A 21,484-nucleotide genomic window follows, 5' to 3' on the forward strand; every position below is an offset into this window, starting at 1 on the left:
CAGGTGGTAGTCGCCCACCGAGATGGAATCGGGGCATCCGTGGGTCCGCTGCACCACCTCGGCGGCAGTCCAGATGCCGATGCCCGGGATGGTCTGCAGCTTCGTCCCGGCCTCGGCAGCCGGCAGGGGTGCCAGCCGTTCAAGCGCGACGGCAGACCGCAGCGCGCGCATGACAGTCGCCGAACGCTGTGGGCCCACACCCGCCCTGTGCCACTCCCAGCTGGGAACCTGCAGCCACTGGGATGCGGTGGGTCCCACCACCAGCCCGGCAGGTGTGGAGGAGCCGGCAGCCGGTGCCGGCGTTCCATAGCGGTGCACCAGGTACCGGTACGCCCGCCGCGCCTCGATCACCGTCACCTTCTGCTCCAGGATGATGGGCACCAGCTGGTCCACCATCCGGCCGCTGGCGGGAAGGCGCAGCCCCAGGCTCCGGCGCCGCGCTTCACGGACCATGCGGGGCAGGGTTGCGCTAAAGTCCGCCTCGTCAAAGCCCCGCCAGTCGTCGCCGGCGCCCAGGAGCCGGGGCGCAGTCTTCACGGCCGCGGCGGCACCGGGACCCCAAGCCTGGATATCCACGAAGGGGTCCACCCCTATCCCCGCGCCGGGCCCGCCCTCCGTGCCCTCCACGGAGGTCAACCGGAGCGTCACGGGGCCCTCCGCCGTCGTGAACGCGTTCCAGATGACACCGCCCTGGACACTGAAGGACGGATCGCTGTTGCCGCGCAGGAGCGGTCCCAGCGTCCTGCCCAGGTTGTACGGGCCGCCCGGATACCACCGGAGTGAGGCGTCCGCGGCGGCTGCCAGCCGGGGAGGTGCCTCAGTAATGGTCATGTCCCCAATCGTCCCACGCCCCTGCGACATCCGCCTGCCTTCGGCCCTCCCCGCGGTGGCATCCCGGGGGCAGGAAAATGGCCCCTTAACCAGCACTGATACCAGGACTAGACTCCAGCGTGTGGTGCGGAAAACATCGCGCCGGAAGCTCGAAAGACCAGGAGGAAACAATGGGTGGAGTAGTGCATTTCGAAATCCCCGCGGACGACCAGGAACGGGCCCGGAAGTTCTACCACGAGGCCCTTGGCTGGCGGATCGACCCCGTTCCGGGCATGGACTACCACATGGTGGTCACCACGCCGATGGACGAATCAACGGGTGTGCCCACGGAACCCGGCGCCATCAATGGCGGCATGTTCGCCAGGGACCCTGACCTCAAGACCCCGGTGATCACGGTGGACGTGGCGGACATCAACGCCACCCTGCAGACAGTGGAGTCGCTGGGCGGTGCCGTGGTCAAGGGCAAGGAAACCATTCCCGGGATGGGCTCCTTCGCCTACTTCAAGGACACCGAGGGCAACGTGATGGGCCTCTGGGAAAACCTTCCGGCAGACGAGGCAGGCCATGCCGCGGACACCGGGGCCACCGCGGACGGCGTCCCCGCCTAGCCGTCCGGCAGCCAGGGCAAGGCGTAGCCATGAGTATCCCTGTGCAGGTGCTGGCCGTCCTTACCGGGCTGCTCCTGATCACCGTCGGACTGCTGGAAGCCTTCCGCTACAAGGACCAGCGCCTCCACTCAATCTTCCTGATCAACCCGGAGGACACCGCTGCCGTCCGGCTCTGGACGGTCAACGTCGGGTTCTACAACATCGTCTGGGGCCTGTTCGGCATTGCCGGCGTGGTGCTCGCCAACCTTGGCGAGGTCACCGCGGGCCGCACCACGGTTACTTTGATGTGCATCGCGCACTTCGTCCTGGGCATCGTGCTGGCCGTCAGCGAGCCCCGGCTGTGGATCAGCGGCATCGGACAGTCGCTCTTCCCGGCGGTGATCCTCCTGCTGATGTTTGCCGCCTGAAACCGGCGGGGCAGGAAGCGGTAGCTTTGTACCTATGAAGTACGCCCAGTCCATCCTGGACCTCATCGGCAATACCCCGCTCATCAAACTCAACCACGTGACTGAGGGCATCAAAGCCACGGTCCTGGTGAAACTGGAGTACCTGAACCCGGGCGGATCCATTAAGGACCGGATCGCCGCCCAGATGGTGGAGGACGCCGAGCGGGACGGCAAGATCCAGCCCGGCGGGACCATCGTTGAGCCCACTTCGGGAAACACCGGGGTCGGCCTGGCGCTGGTGGCCCAGCAGAAGGGCTACAAGTGCGTCTTCGTGGTGCCGGACAAGGTGGGCGAGGACAAACGAGCCGTGCTCCAGGCCTACGGCGCCGAGGTGGTGGTGACGCCCACCGCCGTGCCCCCGGACAGCCCGCAGAGCTACTACGGCGTCTCGGACCGGATCGTCCGTGAAACTCCCGGGGCGTACAAGCCGGACCAGTTCTCGAATCCCGCAGCCCCCGAAAGCCACTACCGGACCACCGGCCCGGAAATCTGGCGGGACACCGACGGCAGGGTCACGCACTGCGTCATCGGCGCCGGGACCGGCGGCACCATCACCGGCACCGGCCGCTACCTGAAGGAGGTCTCGGCCGACCGGCCGGAGTCCGACGGCGGCGTGGTCCGGATTATCGGCGCCGATCCGGAAGGTTCGGTCTACTCCGGCGGCACCGGACGCCCGTACTTCGTCGAAGGCGTGGGCGAGGACATGTGGCCGGCGAACTACGACAAGTCCGTCCCGGACCAGGTGATCGCCGTCAGCGACGCCGATTCCTTCGCCATGACCCGCCGCCTGGCCCGCGAGGAAGGCCTCCTGGTGGGCGGCTCCTCGGGCATGGCCGTGGTGGCCGCGCTGCAGGCGGCGCGGGACCTGCCGGAAAGTGCGGTCGTCGTCGTGATCCTGCCCGACTCGGGCCGCGGCTACCTTGCCAAGATCTTCAACGACCAGTGGATGCGCTCCTACGGCTTCCTGTCCGGCGGCGAGGAGACCTCGGTGGGCGAGGTGATCAAGTCCAAGAACGGCGAGCTGCCGGACCTGGTGCACATCCACCCGAACGAGTCCGTCCGCGACGTCATCAACATCATGAACGAGTTCGGCGTCAGCCACATCCCGGTCCTGTCACAGGAGCCGCCCGTGGTCATGGGCGAGGTCCTGGGCGCCGTGGACGAGCGCAGCCTGACCGCCAAGCTCTTCCGCGGCGAAGCCAGGCTGACGGACAAAATCTCCGAACACATGGGCCCCAAACTGCCCGTGATCGGCTCGCTGGAAACCATCAGCGCCGCCCGCGAGCTGCTGTCGGACGTGGACACCGTCATGGTCACGTTCGTCGGCGCCCCGATCGGCATCCTGACCCGCCACGACCTTCTGGCCTACCTCAGCAACTAAAGGAGCACCATGTCAGCCTCTGCAAACCAAGGTTTCAACACCCGCGCCGTGCATGCCGGGCAGGATTTCGAGCCACGCACCGGCGCCGTGGTGCCGCCCGTGCACTTCGCCACCACCTATGCGCAGGATGGCATCGGTGGACTCCGCGATGGCTACGAGTACGGCCGCGGCGGCAATCCCACCCGCGACTCCCTGCAGGAGCAGCTGGCCGCGCTGGAGCTCGGCACCCACGCCTACAGCTTCGGCTCCGGCCTCGCGGCAGAGGACGCCCTGATCCGCGCGCTCACCCGCCCGGGTGACCACATCGTGCTCGGCAACGACGCCTACGGCGGGACCTACCGGCTCATCAGCCGGGTGCTGGGTGAGTGGGGGATCGGCAACACCCCCGTGGACATGGCCAACCTGGACACCGTCCGGCAGGCTGTCGCCGCGAACAAGACCCGTTTGCTGTGGGTGGAGACGCCCTCCAACCCGCTGATGAAGATCACCGACATCGCCGCGCTCGCCGGGATAGCGCACGACGCCGGCGCCCTCCTCGTCGTCGACAACACCTTCGCGTCCCCCTACCTTCAGACCCCGCTCGCCCTGGGCGCCGACATCGTGATCCATTCCACCACCAAGTACATCGGCGGGCACTCGGACGTGGTGGGCGGCGCCGTCGTCGTCAAGGACGCGGAGCTGGCCGAAAAGATCGGCTTCATCCAGTTCGCCGTCGGAGCGGTGTCCGGGCCCATGGACGCCTTCCTCACCACGCGCGGCCTGAAGACCCTGGGCGTGCGGATGGACCGGCACAGTCTCAATGGCCAGGCCGTTGCCGAGTGGCTGCTGGAACGCCCCGAGGTGGAGGCCGTCCTGTACCCGGGCCTGCCCACGCACCCGGGCCATGAGCTGGCCAAGCGGCAGATGCGCAGCTTCGGCGGCATGGTATCCGTCCAGTTCAAGGGCGGCGAAGCGGCGGCCCGGAAGGTGGCTGAGTCCACCAAGGTGTTCATGCTGGCGGAGTCGCTCGGCGGAATCGAATCCCTGATGAACTACCCCTCCGAAATGACCCACGCCTCGGTCAAGGGCACCGAACTGGCCGTTCCGGTGAACCTGCTCCGGCTTTCCTGCGGCATCGAGGACGTGGAGGACCTGATCGCGGATCTGGAGCAGGCGTTCACCTCCATCCCATAGGCATTCCGTAGCAGCGCTGCCTATAGGCTGGCTGCATGGAAACCCCACAGCAAGGCGCCGCGCGCAGCACTGCCCTGGTCACGGGTGCCGGCCGGCTGGCCTCGATTGGCGCCGGCATCGCCCGGCAGCTCGCCGCCGACGGCTGGGACCTCGTCCTGTCCTACTGGCAGGGCTACGACGAGCGGATGCCGTGGGGGAGTGAGCCCGAGGACGTCGTCCGCCTGACCGCGGAGCTTGAGGCCATCGGCGCTCGCGTCCACGTCCTGTCCGCCGACCTGCAGGATCCGGGCGTGCCGGACCGGCTCGTGGCGGAGGCCGCGCAGCTGGCGGGCCCTTTGCAGGGGCTCGTGCTCAGCCATGCGGAGTCCGTTGACTCCGGAATCCTGGACACCAGCCTGGAATCCTTCGAGCGGCATTTCGCCGTCAACACCCGGGCCAGCTGGCAGCTGATTGCCGCGTTCGCCCGGCAGGCAACGGACGACGGCGGCGCGATCGTTGCGCTGACCAGTGACCACACAGCCTTCAACCTGCCCTACGGCGCCTCGAAGGGGGCGCTGGACCGGATCGTCATTGCCGCGGCCCGCGAGCTGGGCCCCCGGAACATCTCGGCGAATGTCCTCAACCCCGGGCCGGTGGATACGGGCTGGATGGATGACGCCATCCGGGACGAGGTTCTCCAGCGCCAGCCCACCGGCCGGCTCGGGACCCCGGCGGACGTCGCGGGGACGGCGGCATTCCTGCTCTCGCCCGCCGGCCGCTGGGTGTCCGGCCAGCTCATCAAGGCCGACGGCGGCTTCTCGGCCTGACTGCCCGTTCTCCACCCTCCGGGCTTGGGGGCCGGGGCATCTGTTTGGACAGCCGCGGCTGTGCGAATCTGTGTTGGGGAGCCGTTTCACGTGGCAGGAGGGCTGCAATGAGGATCGCCTCCGGACAGTTCAGCGCCGGCAGGGAACCAGGTGAGAACCTGCTGCAGGTCCAGCGGCTGATGGAAGCCGCAGCATTGGGCAATGCGGAGCTGCTGGTGCTGCCCGAATCCAGCCTGTATGCGAGCACCGAGCCGCCCAATGTCCTGGCGAAGGTGGCCGAGCCCCTCACAGGCCCGTTCATCCGCTCCATCGCCGCACGCGCCAAAGAGCTCAGCCTTCCCGTGGTGGTGGGTACCGCTGAAGCCAGCCCGGGCAGTCTGCCCTTCAATACGCTCGTGGCCATCGGTTCCGACGGCACGGTCCAGGGCTCCTACCGGAAAATCCACCTCTACGACGCCTTCGGCTACCGCGAAAGCGACGGGACCAGCCCGGGATCCATTGGCGCGCCCTTCCTGCTCTCCTTCGGCCAGCTTCGCCTGGGTATGCTGACCTGCTACGACCTCAGGTTCCCGGAGAGCGCGCGGTACCTGGTGGACGCAGGAGCCAACGTCCTGCTGCTGCCAGCGATGTGGATCGTGGGCCCCGGAAAGGAGGACCACTGGAGCACCCTGGTCCGCGCCCGCGCCATTGAGAACACCTCCTATGTGGTCACCGCCAACCAGTGCGGCCCCCTGGCCACAGCCTTCTCCATCGTCGTCGACCCCTTCGGCGTGGTGATCGCCAACGCCGGGGAGGGGCCCGGCGTCATCTTTGCGGAGCTTCAACCGGAACGGATCGCGGCTGTGCGCGCCCGGGTTCCGTCGCTGAAGAACCGCCGGTTCAGGGTGCTTCCCAAATGAAACCGAATGAGCCAATCAAGTGTGACCTTCTCGACACCTCGAATTGACAGGGACGAAACATTCCGGGCCTTCCGCAGCCATAAAATTGTAGGCAGCCCAATCTGCTGGAAGGACCACTGTGCACGCGACCGACGCCGCGATGAAACCCATCATCGGACTCACCACCTACCTGGAGCAGGCGGATACCGAGGGTTGTGGCACGGTTAATGCCGCCTTCCTGCCCGCGACTTACCTGAAGCCCATCATCGCCGCGGGCGGCGTTCCCGTCCTTTTGCCGCCCCAGCCGATCATGGCCGGCATGGTGGAGCAGCTCGTGAACAGGCTCGACGGCTTGGTCATCCCCGGCGGCTGGGACGTGGATCCGCACCTGTACGGCCAGGAAGCACACCCGAAAACAGACGAGCCCCGGACCGAGCGTGATGCCTGGGAGCAGGCGCTGATCCAGGAAGCCCTCACGCAGGATCTTCCGCTCCTGGGTATATGCCGCGGGGAGCAGTTGCTGAACGTGACCCTTGGCGGCACCCTCCACCAGCACCTGCCGGACGTGGTGGGCAACGGGCAATACCAGCCAGGTGGCTACAACTTCAACCGCATTCCGGTGGAGGTCAAGCCCGGCTCCCGCCTTGAGCAGCTGATTGGCGCCAACCCCGGACCGGTTCCCGTAGCCCATCACCAGGCCGTAGACAAGCTGGGCGAGGGGCTGATCGCCTCTGCCTGGAGCGACGACCAGGTGGTGGAAGCCATCGAGTACCCGGCCAACACCTTCACTATGGGCATCCAGTGGCATCCTGAGGAACTCCCCGAGGACTTCGGCCTGTTCCGCGGCCTTGTGGAAGCAGCCCGCGGGAAGTTCCTGTCCCGCCTCCTGCCGGCTGCAACGTCGTCCGTCACTGCGGAGATCAATGCCAGCCTTGCCGGGCCGCCTCGCGGCTAGCGTGCCGTTCCGCCAGCAGACGGCAAAGATTCCCGCAAGGACCTCGGACCCGTTCCTGGTAGCCACGGAAGGCCCCTCTTTCCGGGGCGTGTTGCCGTGCCGCGCCTTGCGGCCCCGAAATAAGCATGCTTAGTATGAAGGCATCTGAGGTTAAGAAATTGCTTCACGGTTAGATCCGAGGAGCAATAATGGCTGGCCTCCATGACAAGTCCAACACCGTCCAAGAACCTATCCCTTCTGGGGGAGACGCCTTTTCAATAGGGCTGGCGCTAGTGCGCCCGCTCCCGGTGTTGGTGGCGCCGCGTGCAAACTCCCCCTACTGCAAAGGCGTAGACACCGGCTATTCCAGCTATCGTTCCCAGGCCTGGAACAGGTGGCCCATTGCCGTGTCGCCCGCAGCTGCCGGCAAGTGGACCCCATGCAGCAAGCCTGTTCCGCCGCTCCCACGTTGAAGACCATGAGGACGGCCCGCGAGGAACCACACCGATCGCAGTAAATTGCAGGAACGAGGGACAGCACCATGTGCGGTATAGCCGGCGAAATCGCCTTCAACGGGAGAACGGCCTCCCCGGAGCCGGTTTTGGCAATGATGGGGGCAATGGCGTCGAGGGGGCCGGACGGGCGGGGGAGCTGGGAGTCGGGCTGGGTGGCCCTCGGGCACCAGCGCCTGAGTATCATCGACCTTTCCGAGGCAGGGGCGCAGCCCATGCTGGACGACGGCGGCCTGGCCATCACGTTCAACGGCTGCATCTACAACTACAAGGAATTGCGCAGGGAACTTGAGTTAGAGTTCACCTTCCGGACCACCAGCGACACCGAGGTGATCCTGAAGGCCTACCGGAAATGGGGCGAGGAGTTTGTCCACCACCTGGTGGGAATGTTCGCCATTGCCTTGTATGACGCGCCTCGCGGGGAGGTCCTGCTGGTGCGGGACCGGCTGGGCATCAAGCCGGTGTACGTTTCCCATGTGCCCGGCAGGTTGCGCTTTGCATCGAGCCTGCCCGCGCTGGTGGCTTCCGGCGGGATTGACACCACCATCGATGAGACCGCGTTGCACCATTACCTGAGCTGGCACTCGATCGTGCCCGCACCGCGGACTATCCTGCGCGGCGTCCAAAAACTACCAGCCGCCACCATCCGTACCGTCCGTGCCGACGGCAGCTGGCACGACCGCGAGTACTGGAAGCCTTCCTACACACGGAATCCGGACCGTGCGGGGTGGTCCGCGGTGGATTGGCAGGACGCGGTCCGCGAATCGCTGAAGACGGCTGTGCGACGGCGGATGGTTGCCGACGTGCCGGTGGGCGTCCTGCTCTCCGGGGGCCTGGATTCGAGCCTCCTGGTGGCCCTGCTTGCGGAGGAAGGCCAACACGGGCTCTCTACCTTCAGCATCGGGTTCGACGGGGCCGGCGGGGATACGGGCAATGAGTTCGCTTACTCAGACCTCATCGCCCGCGAGTTCGGAACCCGGCACGAACGCCTCCACATCAGCACCTCCGAATTCGCGCCGTCGATTGACGGTGCCGTGGGTGCGATGTCGGAGCCGATGGCCAGCCACGACGTCACGGCCTTCCACCTGCTCTGCAGGAGCGTGGCGCAGCACCTGAAAGTGGTGCAGTGCGGGCAGGGGGCTGACGAAGTCTTCGGCGGATACGCCTACCACCGGCCTTTGTCCACGGTGGGGCGCGCCGAAGCGCAGGCAGCCTTCACTGCCGGTTTTGTGGACCACAGCCATGAAGGGCTGCTGAACATCCTCGAGCCCGAGTGGTACTCCGGTTCTGATGTCAGCAGTGAGGTCCTGTCCGCCAACCTGGCCGCACCCGGCGCGCAGACAGCACTGGACGCCGTACTCAGGCTGGATACCCACCTGCTGATGGTGGACGACCCCGTCAAGCGCCTGGACAACATGAGCATGGCATGGGGCCTCGAAGCGCGCGTCCCGTTCCTGGACCACGAATTGGTGGAGCTGGCCGCGTCCTGCCCGCCGGAACTTAAGGCCTCCCAGGGCGGAAAGGGCATCCTCAAGGACCTGGGCCGGCAGATGCTGCCCGCGGCCGTGGTGGATCGGCCTAAAGGATACTTCCCGGTCCCCGCCCTCCGGCACCTCGAGGAGCCTTTCACCACCATGGTGCGCGATGCCCTGCATGCGCCTGAGGCAAAGCAGCGCGGACTCCTCCAACCGGCCTACATCAATAACCTGCTCGCGGACCCCAACACGCAGCGGACCGCCGTGAACAGCAATGTCCTGTGGCAGCTGGCCCTGTTGGAGATGTGGCTCCAGCACCACCGGGTGGGCTGACCGTTGATACTGGCACCGGGCCCTGTTGGTTGCGGGCCTCAATTCGCCCGGGTAACCTCACCCTTTTGCGCCGGGACGGTGAAGTAGCCGCGGGTCGAGGGCAGGAAGCGGCACACGACCGCCAGGACCACGCCCAGGGCGAGCAGCACCACGCCGCTGATGAACGCGCCGCCGACGCCGAAGATCTCGGTGTCGCCATAGGCGGGGTCCCACATCTGCACCGCGGAGATGAAGAAGGCGGCGGTCAGGAGCAGCGCGCCGGCCAGGGGCAGGATGCCGCGGAACCACAGGTTGCGGGCCGACGTCCGCAGGGTGCCCCGGAAGTACCAGAAGCAGGCGAAGCCGGTGAGGGCGTAGTAGAAGGCGATGAACAGACTGATAGCGCTGATGGAGTCCGAGAGCAGGTTCTCACTGAGGAAGCTCATGGCCACGTAATAGGCGATCGCCGCCGCACCCATCACCTGGGTGGAGAACCCCGGGGTCTGGTTCCGCGGGTGCACCTCGCCGAACTTTGCCGGCAGGGCTCCGTGGACGCCCATGGACAGTGTGCCGCGGGCGGTGGGCAGGATGGTGGTCTGGGTGGAGGACAACACCGACGCCAGGACCGCGACGACGATCAGCCAGCCCCAAGGCCCCAGCACCACGTCCTTCATGGCCACGAACACGTCGTCCTGGTTTGCCTCGTTCCCCAGGCCGATGCCCTCGCTGCCCACGGTGGCGTACATCATCACCAGCAGGGCGACAGACACATAGATCGCCACCAGGACGAACGCGGAGATCACAGCGCCGCGGCCCGGCGTGGTTCTCGGGTTTTCGGTTTCCTCGTTCACCGCCAGGCAGGTGTCCCAGCCCCAGTAGATGAACAGGGCCAGAAGCGCGCCGTGGACCACGGCCCCGGGGTCGGCGAAGGCGCCCACCGGGTTGAACCACTCAAGATCGAACGCCTGGCCCTCGGGCGGGCCCCCAACAATCCGGACGATGATCGCCAGCGCAAAGATGCCGAGCGCGATGTACTGCACATAGGTCAGTACCCGCTGGACGTGTTCGCCCAGCCGGATGCCGCGGTAGTTGACCAGGGTCATCACGGCGATGAACAGCACCCCGGTGGCGGTGACCAGCACCTTGTTCTCCGCCAGTGAGCCGTCGCCGGCCAGAAGCCACAGGTACTGGCCGGCCACCTGGGCCAGGTTGGCCAGGACCACGATGCCGGCGAGTGCCACGCCCCAGCCTCCCAGCCAGCCCGCCCAAGGGCCGAAGGCGCGGCGGGACCAGGTGAACGTGGTGCCGCAGTCCGGGATGGCGCTGTTCAGCTCGCGGAAGGCGTAGGCGATGAACAGGACCGGGATGAAACCCAACAGCAGGATCAGGGGAGTGTAGTTCCCGTTCACCGCCACAATCAATCCGAGTGTTGCCGCCAGCGAGTACACCGGCGCCGTCGAGGCCAGGCCGAGCATCACGGAGTCGCCAAGGTCGAGGATCCCGGCGCGGAGGCCCTTGGCCGGGACCGGGGCGCCGGGCCCGCCTGCCGGGCCTCCCGCCGTCGTCATGTCTGTGCTCATGCTGTCACCGGATTCATAATGCGATACCTGCTTTGCTGGAGGAGGCCGCGGCCGAGAGCGGCGCCGGCGCGTCGATGGTGTTGGGCACGAAGCGGCAGAAGTAGTCCGTGACGGGGCCGTCCGATTCGCGGATTCCACAGCCCACGGACTCGCCGTCCACCACCCACAGGCCAAGGACCGGGTGGTTGCCGTCGAAGTCGGGCAGCTGGTGGTACTGCTGGTAGCACCAGCCCTCGCGGCCGTACCCGCCGGGCTGTTCCAGGCTGACGCCGTCGGCATGGATGCGGATGTTGTCGCCTTCACGGCCATGGAGCGGCTTGGCCACCCATTCCTTCAGCGGCCCCGGCCCGTCAAGGTAGGCCGGGAGCAGGTTGGGGTGCTCCGGGTACAGGTGCCAGAGGGCGGCGAGGAGGGCCTTGTTGGAGAGCAGCATTTTCCAGGCCGGCTCAACCCAGCGCGGGTTGTGCGCGCGTTCCAGGAGGCGGGGACCGAACGGTTCCTTCATCATCAGCTCCCAGGGGTAGAGCTTGAAGATGGTGCTGATCATGAAGTTGTCCAGGTCCACGAAGCGGTTGAGGTTGGGGTCCCAGCCGATATCGGACATGTTGATCCCGATGGTGGTCCACCCGGCCTGGCCGGCTACGTCGCGCATGTAGGCGGCGGTCATCCAGTCCTCGCCGGACTCCTCCACCTCGGAGTGGGCCACGTGCAGGGTGCTCATGCCGGTGCGGTACTGGAACTTCTTCCACTGCCGGATCAGTGCCTCGTGGATGCCGTTCCACTGGTCCTTCCCCGGGAAGACGTCCTGCAGCCAGAACCACTGCGCCACGGCAGCCTCGATCAGGCCGGTGGGGGTATCGGCGTTGTATTCGAGCATCTTGGCCGGGCCGCCTTGCCCGTCATAGATGAAGTCGAAGCGGCCGTAGACGTCCACGTCGCCGGCCTGCAGGGATTCGGCGGCCAGTTCCAGCGCCTGCGGTCCGATCCCGATGGTGCCCATGGCCCCGGTGGCAAGGAACTTGGCAGCCTCCAGGCACATCCGGTGCATTTCCTCGGCGGTCTCCTCGAGGGTTTCCACCTCGTCCATGCTGAACTCGTAGTAGGCGGATTCGTTCCAGTACTCGATCTTCCGGCCGTCATCCATGGTGGTGGTGGAAAAGACCAGGCCCTGTTCCTCGATCTTCTGCTTCCAGTCGGGGCGGGGTTCGCTCAGCAGCCGCTTCACGTTCAGCCCCCCGAAACCTTGCCGCCGCCGCCGCTGGTCCCGCTCTTGGCGCTGGTACCGAAGCCGCCGCGGCTGACGGTTCCGCCCTGGGTGCTGTATCCGGTGGAGGCCTTCGCGCCGCTGGGCACGGTCCGGGTGTAGTTGGGGGCCGTGGAGCGGTTCTGCCCTACCGGCGGGACATAGGCGCCGCGGGAGAAGAAGTACCAGGCGTAGACCCCGCCGGCCCTGCCTGCCGAGCTGTTGCAGTTGTTGTCTTCCACACGCTCGCCGGTTTCGTCGTTGAAGCACACCTGCGCGTATTCGGGCTCATCCTGGTTGCTGGCCACCACGGCGGTGATGGTGCCTGCGAGCAGTGCTGTCACGCCCAGGCCAACGACGACGGTGCGCCGCTGGGAGCGCTTCTTATGGGCGGCCGCCTCGTTCAACTGCCTCTCCCGGTCACGGGCGAACGGATCCACCGGGGTGACGGGTTCATTGAGCAGTTCGGGGCGGAGTTCAGGCTTGGGTACCTGCCACGGGGGTGGCTTCGGACTGTCCCCGGCCGGCTGGGCGCCACCGGTGGGCTGGCGCTCCGGATCCGGCTTGTTCGGGTCCTGCTTGTCTGGGTCCACGGCGTCCCCCTCAGTTATCCACGTGAATTGGGCACAGCGCTGCACCCCCAAATGCAATCCTCGAATCAGCGTAGTCCCTGCCCGGCCCCGGCGGCGAGCACGCCGCAGGGGAGAGCTGCCCATCCCTTCCGCGCGCGGAGCGTGACCCTACACTGGAGCCATGGAAACCGCGTCCCTGCTGGCCGTCTGCCGTGTTCACCAGTTGCTTCCGGATGCCTCGAGCGTGGGAGTGACCGCCATCGACAAGCGCCCGGTGGAGGGGCCGGTCAAGGTGCACCGGCTGGGCCTGCAGGGCGACATCCAGGCGAACCGGGTCCACCACGGCGGCCCGGACCAGGCCATTTACGCGTACTCGCAGGCCGACGCCGACTACTGGGCCGCACAGCTGCAGCAGGACCTGCCGCCGGGCTCGTTCGGCGAAAACCTCCGGGTGGCCGGGATAGACGCCACGTCCGCCATCATCGGGGAGCGCTGGAAGATCGGGCTCGACGTCGAACTTGAGGTCACCTCGCCGCGGACACCCTGTGCCACCTTCCAGCGGCGGCTGGGGGAGCGCCAGTGGGTCAAGCGCTTCACGGAAGAGGGGCGCGTGGGGGCATACCTGAGGGTCATCAGGACCGGCAGCATCCAGGCCGGAGACCACATCCACCGGACCTATGTTCCCACCCACGGCATCACCGTGGGGCAGTGGTTCAGCGAGCCCAGTGTTGAGCTGATGGAGGCGCTCAAGGACGCGGACGCCGACGGCGAAATCCGGCTGCAGCAGCCCGAATTCAACAACAAGTTCGAGGCCCTGCAGCGGCAGCTGCGCGGCTGATAAGCAAGGGAATTCCGACGGCGGAGGTGCCGGATGTGCCCAAGCTCACCGCCGCCGTCGGGCCCCTGATTTAGGGGACGCGGCCCCGGTGCCTTACACTTGAAACATCCCCCACTCCGGAAATCCCTTATTCCTGCCCAATTTTTGAGGCAGGACTGGCAAGTGTTGGGGCCCGCAACTGTGATGCGGGCAGTTTCATAGGGAGAGCCGGCTGAAGAAAACGCTGTACAGACTGCTGGGATAGCAGCCAAGAGATGCAGCGCGAAGTCCTGCCACGGGATTGCGAAAGCGCCGGACTTCTGTGACCGGCCGGTCAATGTTTGCCCGGCATCCACGGCACATGTACTGCGGCTCCGCTCACCCTGGGTAGTGCCGCCTGGCCCCCTATGGATGAGGAATATTCCCCTATGCCCGAAAACCAGAACGAAACCATCGACGCCGCGACTTCCGAAACCGTCGCCGTCGAATTCGCTGAGGCCGCTGCCCCCGCAGCAGAGCCCGCTGCCACTGACTCCGCAGCCGAAGCTGCTCCCGCGGGCAAGGCCCAGGAAACCGAAGAAGACGGCGTCAAGTTCGCCGACCTCGGCATCGACGGCCGCGTCCTCGCCGCCCTGCAGGATGTCGGCTACGAGAAGCCGTCACCCATCCAGGCAGCCACCATCCCGCTGCTGCTCGAGGGCCGCGACGTGGTAGGCCTTGCACAGACCGGCACCGGCAAGACTGCAGCATTCGCAGTGCCGGCCCTGTCCCGCCTGGCCGAACTGCATGACCTGAACGGCCCGTCCCGCAAGACCCAGGCCCTGGTGCTCGCCCCGACCCGTGAGCTGGCGCTCCAGGTTGCCGAGGCCTTCACCTCCTACGCCAAGCACATCGACGACTTCACCGTCCTCCCCGTCTACGGCGGCTCCGCCTACGGACCCCAGCTCGCCGGCCTGCGCCGTGGTGCCCAGGTTGTCGTTGGTACCCCCGGCCGCGTGATCGACCACATCTCGAAGGGTTCCCTGGACCTGTCCGAACTCCAGTACCTGGTGCTGGACGAGGCTGACGAGATGCTGCGGATGGGCTTCGCCGAGGACGTGGAGCAGATCTTCCAGCAGACCCCGTCGGAGCGACAGGTGGCGCTGTTCTCGGCAACCATGCCGAGCCAGATCCGCCGGATGTCCAAGCAGTACCTGAACGACCCCGCCGAGATTTCGGTCAAGTCCAAGACCACCACCGGCGCCAACACCCGCCAGCGGTACCTGCAGGTCATGGGCCCGCACAAGCTCGATGCGATGACCCGCATCCTCGAGGTTGAAGAGTTCGACGGCGTCATCGCCTTCGTGCGCACCAAGATGGCCACCGAGGACCTCGCCGACAAGCTGAAGTCCCGCGGCTTCCAGGCTGCCGCCATCAACGGTGACATCCCTCAGCAGCAGCGCGAACGCACTGTGGACGCACTGAAGGAAGGCCGCATCGACATCCTGGTGGCCACCGACGTCGCGGCCCGCGGCCTGGACGTGGAGCGCATCAGCCACGTCATCAACTACGACATCCCGCACGACACCGAGTCCTACGTCCACCGCATCGGCCGCACCGGCCGTGCAGGACGTTCCGGTGACGCCATCCTGTTCATGACGCCGCGGGAGAAGTACCTGCTGCGTTCCATCGAGAAGGCCACCCGCCAGCCGGTGGAACAGATGCACCTGCCCACGGCCGAGACCGTGAACACGCTGCGCCTGGGCAAGTTCGCCGAGCGGATCACGGAGACCCTGGCCTCCGAGGATGTCGCTCCATTCCGCGACCTCATTGCGTCCTACGAGGAAGAGCACAACGTTCCGGCCTCGGAGATCGCTGCCGCCCTTGCCGTGATGGCGCAGGGTGGCCAGCCGCTGCTGGTGAAGGAACTGCCGGCAGCTCCCGAGTTCCAGAAGCGTGAGCGCTCCAAGGACGGCTTCGGCTCCCGTGGACCCACCCGCGCCCTGACCGAGGGCAACGCCACCTACCGGATCGCCGTGGGGCGCCGCCAGCGCGTCATGCCCGGCTCCATCGTGGGCGCCATCGCCAACGAGGGCGGCATCTCGTCCTCACAGATCGGCGGCATCGACATCCGGTCGGACCACTCCCTGGTGGAGCTCCCGGCGGACCTGAGCGCCGAGCAGTTGCGCGCCCTGTCGCGCACCCGGATCGGCGGCGAGCTGATCCACCTCGAGCTGGACAACGGCCGCAAGCCCTCCGGGGAACGCGGCGCCTACCAGGGCAACCGTGGCGGCGAGCGCGGCGGGAACTTTAAGGGCAGTGGGGGGTTCAAGAAGGAGTTCCGGAAGAACGACGGCGAGCGGTCCTCTGCTGACCGTGGCGGACGCTCCTACAGCGAGCGCTCGGAGCGCAGCTTCAGTGACCGCGGACAGGCCGGCGACTCCCGCTTCGGCGGCCACGGTGACGGCTCCCGCAAGCCCCGCCACGGCAACGACGGCGGACACCGCGACTACAACCGCAAGGGCAAGTGGTAAGCCTTCCGTTGAGTGATTGCCACCCCGGGTAATTGACGACGGCGATGGGCCGGCTTTCGAGCCGGCCCATCGGCATTTAACCTCCTGGAGCTTTTGTCCAGATATGGCGGCTTCAGGGCCGTCCAAGTCGCCATATCTGCCCAATAACTCCAGCGGTGTGGGGCTTGCCACATTTTCCGTTCAGCTGTGGCGCCGCGGCCAGTGTGACCCTGCCTGTTTCGCCTCTGGATGGTGCCCGTGACCCCAGTATTGGCGCGGAAACCGGGGCTAAGGAGGCGGCGAAAAGCAGGTGTTTCACCGCTTGCCGGGGCCGCCTTGTGCCGATTTGTTGGGAGCTGAATCTTCCGGTAGAGTATTTACTCGTTGCCCCCCTAGCTCAGTGGTAGAGCGCGTTCTTGGTAAGAACGAGGTCACCGGATCGATTCCGGTGGGGGGCTCTGAATGAGGGCCTGTGTCAAGGCGGTTTGACCGGCTTGACACAGGTTTTTCTCATTCGTGGCGGTGTAGCTCAGTTGGTTAGAGCGCACGACTCATAATCGTGAGGTCGGGAGATCGAGCCTCCCCACCGCTACAGGACAAGCCCCCGGAATCCCCGAGATTCCGGGGGCTTTTTGTTGCCAGCGGAGAAAGTCACCTCCTGCGATCCGGATCCCACCCCAGCCTGCGGCTGAGCTCCACGGCCGCGCGTTCCAGGGCAGGCAGGATTAGGTCCTCGGGCGTGCCTTCAATGGAGGGCGGAGCTGGGGCTGCTTGTGTGTCGTAAGTGTGGGTCACGGCAATTGAAGCCACTACCCGCCCGCTCCTGTCGCGGACAGCTTTGGCTACGGACGTCAGCCCTTCAGTCACCTCGCCAAACTCGCGCGCGAACCCCTGCCTGCGGACAGCAGCCAGCTGCTGGGCCAGCTCGGCGTAGGTCCGCGGGCCCCGGCCGGTCCGTTGGATAAAGGCAAAATTGGACGGGAACAGCGCCCTCAGCTGGTCATGGCCCAGGCTGGCGAGAATCGCCCTTCCCGACGCCGTCAGGTGCGCCGGCAGGCGGACGTCCTTCGCCGTGACTAGCGGCGCCCGCAGGGGAGCGGTCTGTTCGTGGATATAGAGCGTTTCGTGGCCATGAAGGACCGCCAGGTGTGCCGTTTCACCAACACTGGCAACTAAACGGGCCAGGACTGGACGGCCGTACCTCGCCAACGGGGCCTGGATTGCAAAGGCCTGGCCGATTTCCAGGGCCGCGACCCCCAAGGCGTAGGACTGCTCCTCAGGGATGTGGGCTACGTAGCCCAACGTCTGCATTCCGCGGAGAAGCCGGAAGGTGGAGGACCTTGGTGAGCCAACAGCCTCGGCGATCCTGGCGGCAGGAACGGGATTTGCCTGCGTTGCGAGGTAGCTCAGGATCCGGAGCGATCGCAGAGAACTCCCTGGTTCATCCATTTTAAAAAACACCACCCGTGACCTGAATCTCATATATGGGACTGCTATGCCGTGGATTCCATTGTCCTTGTCCTGGATTCACGGTGCGATGGTTCTATTCAAGAAAATGCCGCGCCGGTACGGGCCGGCAAGAATGTCAGGAGACAGACCCATGGCCATCACTTCTGAGGCCCCACGCACTGCATCACGCCACATCTGGAAGCTATTCGTGTACAGCGGCATAGGTGCATTCATGTTTTTTGTGCCGGTGACGATCGCCGGAAAAAACACGATCATGCTGGACCACATCGTCTCCTTTCTCCAGGCGAGCATCGGCCCGGTTTTGCCCTTCTATGCCCTGGCCGTCATCGTTGCGGGCGCCGGTTACCCGTTCGTTGCCGGAACGTGGAAGAGGTCCGCGGTGGAGGTGGTTTTCTCGCTACTGAAAGTGGTGGGGATGGTGGTGGGTTTCATGATGGTTTTCAGGGTGGGGCCGGCATGGCTGTTTGAACCCGGCATGGGGCCGTTCCTTTTTGAAAAGCTGGTAATCCCCGTGGGGCTCCTTGTCCCCATCGGTGCCGTGTTCCTTGCACTGCTGGTCAGCTATGGCCTGCTGGAGTTCATTGGTGTCCTTGTCCAGCGCGTGATGCGTCCGATCTGGCGGACGCCGGGGCGGTCCGCGATTGATGCGGTTGCATCCTTCGTGGGCAGCTATTCGCTTGGCCTCCTGATCACCAACCGGGTCTACAAAGAGGGCAAGTACACGGCCCGTGAATCTGCCATCATTGCCACAGGATTCTCCACTGTTTCCGCCACCTTTATGGTCATTGTGGCCAAGACCCTGGACCTGATGGGCCAGTGGACCGCCTACTTCTGGATCACCTTCCTGGTCACATTCGTGGTCACGGCCATCACGGTCCGGATCTGGCCATTGAACAGCATCCCGGACGAATACCACCCCGAAGCCGTACCGCAGCCTGAAGAGGACGTTTCCGGACGCCGCCTCTCGGTCGCCTGGCGTGAAGCCCGCCAAACTGTGGAGGCAGCACCCTCGCTCGCGGTCAACGTATGGACCAACGTCAGGGACGGCCTGCTGATGGCGATGGCTATCCTCCCCTCCATCCTTTCCATTGGCTTGCTGGGGCTGGTCCTTGCGACTTACACCCCGGTCTTCGACTGGCTGGGCTTCCTCTTCTATCCCTTTACCTGGGCGCTCCAGCTGCCCGAACCCATGCTCGTAGCAAAGGCCAGCGCCGTTGGTGTTGCAGAAATGTTCCTTCCCGCGCTCCTTGCGGCGGAGGCGGTCCCAGTGGTCAAGTTCGTGGTAGGCGTTGTGTCCGTGTCCGGAATCATCTTCTTCTCCGCCCTGGTTCCCTGCATCATGGCTACGGAAATTCCCATCCCGGTCTGGAAGCTGGTGGTTATCTGGTTCCAGCGGGTCGCGTTGACGCTGATCCTTGTGACCCCCATAGCGTTCCTGCTGTTTCCGTCCTAGAGCACGGTCCCGGCTACATCCGCAGCTTCGGTCGGGGCCGGTGACCCTCGCCGGCCCCGCTTCCCATCCGTGACAACTTCCCCGTTTCGCCGTAGTTTTGCAGCAGGCGGCGGACGGGGGACTGTGGTGGACTTTTTCAATGAGGTGATGGAACCCTTCCGGTGGCTCGTTTCCGTCATCATGCTGGCGTTCCACGGCGGCCTGACCGCCATCGGAATGCCGGCGGGGAGCGGCTGGACGTGGACACTGTCCATCATCGGGCTGGTACTGGTCATCCGCGCGGCCCTGATCCCCGTGTTCCTTGCGCAGGTCCGGGCCCAGCGCCGCATGCGGCTCCTGCAGCCGGACCTGAAGGAGCTCCAGGAAAAGTACCGGGGCAAAACTGACCAGCTGTCCCGGCAGGCCATGGCCCAGGAACAGATGGCCCTCTACAAGAAGCACGGCACCAATCCGTTTTCTGCCTGCCTTCCCCTGCTGATCCAGGCGCCGTTCTTCCTGGCCCTGTTCCAGGTCCTCTCCGGCATTTCCGGCGCGGCGGCCAGGGATGAGGGCATCGGAACCCTGAACTCCGCCCAGGCCGCCCAGTTTGACGCCTCCAGCATTTTCGGCGCACCGTTGTCCGCGTCCCTGCTGCACGGCGGAGGCGGTAACCAGGCCGCAGTGGCCATCCTCGCCGTCGCCATGATCCTGGCCATGACGGCCTGCCAGTTCGTCACCCAGAAACTCGTCATGGCACGCAGCCTGGCCGGCCAGGACCCGGAGAATCCCTTGCTCCGCCAGCAAAAAATCCTCCTCTACATCCTGCCGGTCATCTTCGGAGCCGGCGGGATCATCTTCCCCATTGGTGTCCTCATCTACTGGACTGTCTCCAACCTCTGGACCCTGGTACAGCAGTACCTGGTGACGCGCAAAGCGTGAGGAGGCGCCCGGACCGCAGACTCCTGTCTTGGGACGGGATTCACGGGCAGAATGACTCCATGGCCCAGCTGATCTATTCCGGCATCACCTCCTTGGACGGCTACGTCGCGGACCGGAACGGCAGGTTCGACTGGAGCGCACCCGACGAGGAGGTCCACGCCTTCGTGAACGACCTCGAGCGCGGCGTCGGGACGTACTTGCTCGGCCGCAGAATCTACGAGGTTATGTCCGCCTGGGAAACAATGGGCACCGCCGGCGACCCGCCGGTGATCCAGGACTACGCCCGCATCTGGCAGGGGGCAGACAAGGTTGTCTACTCCACCTCCCTGGCTGGGGTGTCCGCGGCGCGGACCCGGGTGGAACGGGCATTCAGCCTCGATGCCGTCCGGGCCCTGAAAACAAACACTGACCGGAACATCGGCATCGGCGGCCCCACGCTGGCTGCCCGGGCGCTCGAAGCCGGTCTGGTGGACGAATGCCAGCTCTTCCTCAACCCCATTGCAGTGGGTGGCGGCCTGGGCTTCTTCCCGGACGGACTGGAGACAAGGCTCGAACTCCTGGATGAGCGGCGGTTCGGCAACGGCGTGGTCTATTTGCGCTACCGCTGCATAGCCTGAGGGGCAGAATGGGTCCATGACCCGAATCGCAATCATCGGCGGCCACGGCAAAGTGGCCCTCCGCCTGTCAGCCCTCCTCACGGACGAGGGGCACAGCGTCACCTCGTTCATCCGCAACCCGGACCACGCCGCAGATGTGGCGCAGACGGGAGCAACGCCGTCGGTCCTGGACGTGGAACATGCGACGACGGCGGAACTCGCGGAGGCGCTGCAGGGCCATGACGTGGTGGTCTGGTCTGCCGGTGCAGGCGGCGGCAACCCGGCGCGCACGTATGCCGTGGACCGGGACGCCGCCATCCGCTCCATGGAGGCCGCAGCCCACGCCGGGGTGGACCGGTACGTCATGGTCTCCTACCTGGGGGCCGGCAAGGACCACGGAGTGCCCGAAAGCAACAGCTTCTTCCCCTACGCGGAGGCAAAGGCGGCAGCTGACGACTACCTGCGTGGCACAGGGTTGGCATGGACCATCCTGGGACCGGGGTCGCTGACGGACAATCCGGGCACCGGCCGCATCGACGTGGACCCGCCCCGGGACGGCAGCGCGGCAACGTCCCGTGACAACACTGCCAGCGTGGCCGCAGCCGTGATTGAGATGCCGGAAACGGCCGGCCGGACCATCGAGTTCCGCGACGGCTCGCTTCCGGTTGCCGCCGCCCTGGGTTCTTCCTAGCCGGCGGCCGTGAGCTCCAGGTCCAGGGAGTTTTGCTCCACGTAGTCGAGGGCCCGGCGCACGGCGCCGACCGTGACCATGGAGTCGCCCAGGGGTGAGACGGCTACCCGCGGGGGAGTGGCGGTGAACTGCGCCAGGCGTTCGGTAATGGCCTCAAGCAGCATGTCCGCCGAATTGGCCACGGCCCCGCCGATTACCACGAGCTCCGGGTTCAGCAGCGTGGCGACAGCGCCCACCACCCGTGCCATCCGGCCGGCGAGGCGGTCGAGGATCTGCCGGGCGACGGCGTCGCCGGC

The 21,484-nt window shown here is 66.0% G+C and carries 22 protein-coding genes and 2 tRNA genes; 17 read left to right on the top strand and 7 right to left on the bottom strand.

Annotation, left to right across the window (positions count from 1 at the left end; all coding sequences use genetic code 11):
* On the bottom strand, nucleotides 1-831 hold an 831-nt coding region (locus AC5RTT_RS14795), incomplete at its 3' end, for a DNA-3-methyladenine glycosylase family protein (RefSeq protein WP_494145839.1).
* 170 nt (nucleotides 832-1,001) lie between these two features.
* On the opposite strand from AC5RTT_RS14795, the gene AC5RTT_RS14800 reads away from it, so the two are divergent.
* From AC5RTT_RS14800 to AC5RTT_RS14840, 9 genes are all read left to right on the top strand, one after another.
* Nucleotides 1,002-1,439 (top strand): VOC family protein, encoded by a 438-nt coding sequence (locus AC5RTT_RS14800; RefSeq protein ID WP_494145840.1) that lies wholly within the window; start codon nucleotides 1,002-1,004, stop codon nucleotides 1,437-1,439.
* 29 nt (nucleotides 1,440-1,468) lie between these two features.
* Nucleotides 1,469-1,846, top strand: coding sequence for a DUF1304 family protein (locus AC5RTT_RS14805; RefSeq protein ID WP_494145841.1), 378 nt, complete (start codon nucleotides 1,469-1,471; stop codon nucleotides 1,844-1,846).
* 34 nt (nucleotides 1,847-1,880) lie between these two features.
* The gene (locus AC5RTT_RS14810) at nucleotides 1,881-3,266 is read left to right on the top strand and encodes a cystathionine beta-synthase (RefSeq protein ID WP_494145842.1); all 1,386 of its coding nucleotides are present in this window, start codon (nucleotides 1,881-1,883) and stop codon (nucleotides 3,264-3,266) included.
* A 9-nt stretch (nucleotides 3,267-3,275) separates the two neighbouring features.
* Entirely contained in the window at nucleotides 3,276-4,439 is a 1,164-nt protein-coding gene (locus tag AC5RTT_RS14815) for a cystathionine gamma-synthase (RefSeq protein ID WP_494145843.1), read from the top strand.
* 35 nt (nucleotides 4,440-4,474) lie between these two features.
* Nucleotides 4,475-5,245 (top strand): SDR family oxidoreductase, encoded by a 771-nt coding sequence (locus tag AC5RTT_RS14820; protein WP_494145844.1) that lies wholly within the window; start codon nucleotides 4,475-4,477, stop codon nucleotides 5,243-5,245.
* Nucleotides 5,246-5,352: 107 nt separating this feature from the next.
* Complete coding sequence (locus AC5RTT_RS14825; protein WP_494145845.1) at nucleotides 5,353-6,144, top strand: carbon-nitrogen hydrolase family protein; 792 nt, start codon at nucleotides 5,353-5,355, stop codon at nucleotides 6,142-6,144.
* A gap of 118 nt (nucleotides 6,145-6,262) precedes the next feature.
* Nucleotides 6,263-7,078 carry a gamma-glutamyl-gamma-aminobutyrate hydrolase family protein gene (locus AC5RTT_RS14830; RefSeq protein WP_494145846.1) on the top strand — a complete coding sequence of 272 codons (816 nt, stop codon included), beginning with the start codon at nucleotides 6,263-6,265 and terminating at the stop codon, nucleotides 7,076-7,078.
* Between the two features lie 188 nt (nucleotides 7,079-7,266).
* The gene (locus AC5RTT_RS14835) at nucleotides 7,267-7,530 is read left to right on the top strand and encodes a glutamate-cysteine ligase family protein (RefSeq protein WP_494145847.1); all 264 of its coding nucleotides are present in this window, start codon (nucleotides 7,267-7,269) and stop codon (nucleotides 7,528-7,530) included.
* Between the two features lie 68 nt (nucleotides 7,531-7,598).
* Nucleotides 7,599-9,377, top strand: a complete 1,779-nt coding sequence (locus tag AC5RTT_RS14840; RefSeq protein WP_494145848.1) for an N-acetylglutaminylglutamine amidotransferase — start codon at nucleotides 7,599-7,601, stop codon at nucleotides 9,375-9,377.
* Nucleotides 9,378-9,415: 38 nt separating this feature from the next.
* Here AC5RTT_RS14840 and AC5RTT_RS14845 read toward each other — a convergent pair whose 3' ends face one another.
* Genes AC5RTT_RS14845 through AC5RTT_RS14855 form a run of 3 tightly spaced genes read right to left on the bottom strand, consistent with a single transcriptional unit; the run spans nucleotide 9,416 to nucleotide 12,772 of the window.
* Nucleotides 9,416-10,936: an APC family permease gene (locus tag AC5RTT_RS14845; RefSeq protein WP_494145849.1), complete on the bottom strand. Its 1,521-nt coding sequence runs from the start codon at nucleotides 10,934-10,936 to the stop codon at nucleotides 9,416-9,418.
* 13 nt (nucleotides 10,937-10,949) lie between these two features.
* Nucleotides 10,950-12,161 carry a glutathionylspermidine synthase family protein gene (locus AC5RTT_RS14850; protein ID WP_494010348.1) on the bottom strand — a complete coding sequence of 404 codons (1,212 nt, stop codon included), beginning with the start codon at nucleotides 12,159-12,161 and terminating at the stop codon, nucleotides 10,950-10,952.
* Between the two features lie 2 nt (nucleotides 12,162-12,163).
* Entirely contained in the window at nucleotides 12,164-12,772 is a 609-nt protein-coding gene (locus AC5RTT_RS14855) for a Tat pathway signal protein (protein ID WP_494145850.1), read from the bottom strand.
* Nucleotides 12,773-12,932: 160 nt separating this feature from the next.
* Here AC5RTT_RS14855 and AC5RTT_RS14860 point away from each other — a divergent pair, with 160 nt between their 5' ends.
* From AC5RTT_RS14860 to AC5RTT_RS14875, 4 genes are all read left to right on the top strand, one after another.
* On the top strand, nucleotides 12,933-13,589 hold the full coding sequence (locus AC5RTT_RS14860) for an MOSC domain-containing protein (protein ID WP_494145851.1): 657 nt from the start codon (nucleotides 12,933-12,935) through the stop codon (nucleotides 13,587-13,589).
* A 407-nt stretch (nucleotides 13,590-13,996) separates the two neighbouring features.
* Complete coding sequence (locus tag AC5RTT_RS14865; protein ID WP_494145852.1) at nucleotides 13,997-16,081, top strand: DEAD/DEAH box helicase; 2,085 nt, start codon at nucleotides 13,997-13,999, stop codon at nucleotides 16,079-16,081.
* A gap of 365 nt (nucleotides 16,082-16,446) precedes the next feature.
* Nucleotides 16,447-16,518, top strand: a tRNA-Thr gene (locus AC5RTT_RS14870).
* A gap of 60 nt (nucleotides 16,519-16,578) precedes the next feature.
* Nucleotides 16,579-16,652, top strand: a tRNA-Met gene (locus AC5RTT_RS14875).
* Nucleotides 16,653-16,711: 59 nt separating this feature from the next.
* Here the strand turns inward: AC5RTT_RS14875 and AC5RTT_RS14880 are convergent.
* Entirely contained in the window at nucleotides 16,712-17,509 is a 798-nt protein-coding gene (locus tag AC5RTT_RS14880; protein ID WP_494145853.1) for an IclR family transcriptional regulator, read from the bottom strand.
* A 78-nt stretch (nucleotides 17,510-17,587) separates the two neighbouring features.
* The gene (locus AC5RTT_RS14885) at nucleotides 17,588-17,797 is read right to left on the bottom strand and encodes a hypothetical protein (RefSeq protein WP_494102911.1); all 210 of its coding nucleotides are present in this window, start codon (nucleotides 17,795-17,797) and stop codon (nucleotides 17,588-17,590) included.
* Here AC5RTT_RS14885 and AC5RTT_RS14890 point away from each other — a divergent pair.
* The 4 genes from AC5RTT_RS14890 (at nucleotide 17,784) to AC5RTT_RS14905 (ending at nucleotide 21,188) form a co-directional block, all read left to right on the top strand.
* The gene (locus AC5RTT_RS14890; protein ID WP_494145854.1) at nucleotides 17,784-18,983 is read left to right on the top strand and encodes a YjiH family protein; all 1,200 of its coding nucleotides are present in this window, start codon (nucleotides 17,784-17,786) and stop codon (nucleotides 18,981-18,983) included. The genes AC5RTT_RS14885 and AC5RTT_RS14890 overlap by 14 nt on opposite strands.
* Nucleotides 18,984-19,109: 126 nt before the next feature.
* Complete coding sequence (gene yidC / locus AC5RTT_RS14895) at nucleotides 19,110-19,901, top strand: membrane protein insertase YidC (RefSeq protein ID WP_494145855.1); 792 nt, start codon at nucleotides 19,110-19,112, stop codon at nucleotides 19,899-19,901.
* A 59-nt stretch (nucleotides 19,902-19,960) separates the two neighbouring features.
* On the top strand, nucleotides 19,961-20,518 hold the full coding sequence (locus tag AC5RTT_RS14900) for a dihydrofolate reductase family protein (RefSeq protein WP_494145856.1): 558 nt from the start codon (nucleotides 19,961-19,963) through the stop codon (nucleotides 20,516-20,518).
* A 16-nt stretch (nucleotides 20,519-20,534) separates the two neighbouring features.
* On the top strand, nucleotides 20,535-21,188 hold the full coding sequence (locus AC5RTT_RS14905) for an SDR family oxidoreductase (protein WP_494145857.1): 654 nt from the start codon (nucleotides 20,535-20,537) through the stop codon (nucleotides 21,186-21,188).
* Here the strand turns inward: AC5RTT_RS14905 and AC5RTT_RS14910 are convergent.
* Nucleotides 21,185-21,484: ROK family protein (locus tag AC5RTT_RS14910; RefSeq protein ID WP_494145858.1), on the bottom strand; the 300-nt coding region annotated here is incomplete at its 5' end. The two genes, AC5RTT_RS14905 and AC5RTT_RS14910, sit on opposite strands and share 4 nt — an antisense overlap.

Source organism: Arthrobacter sp. Y3221157, assembly GCF_059089865.1.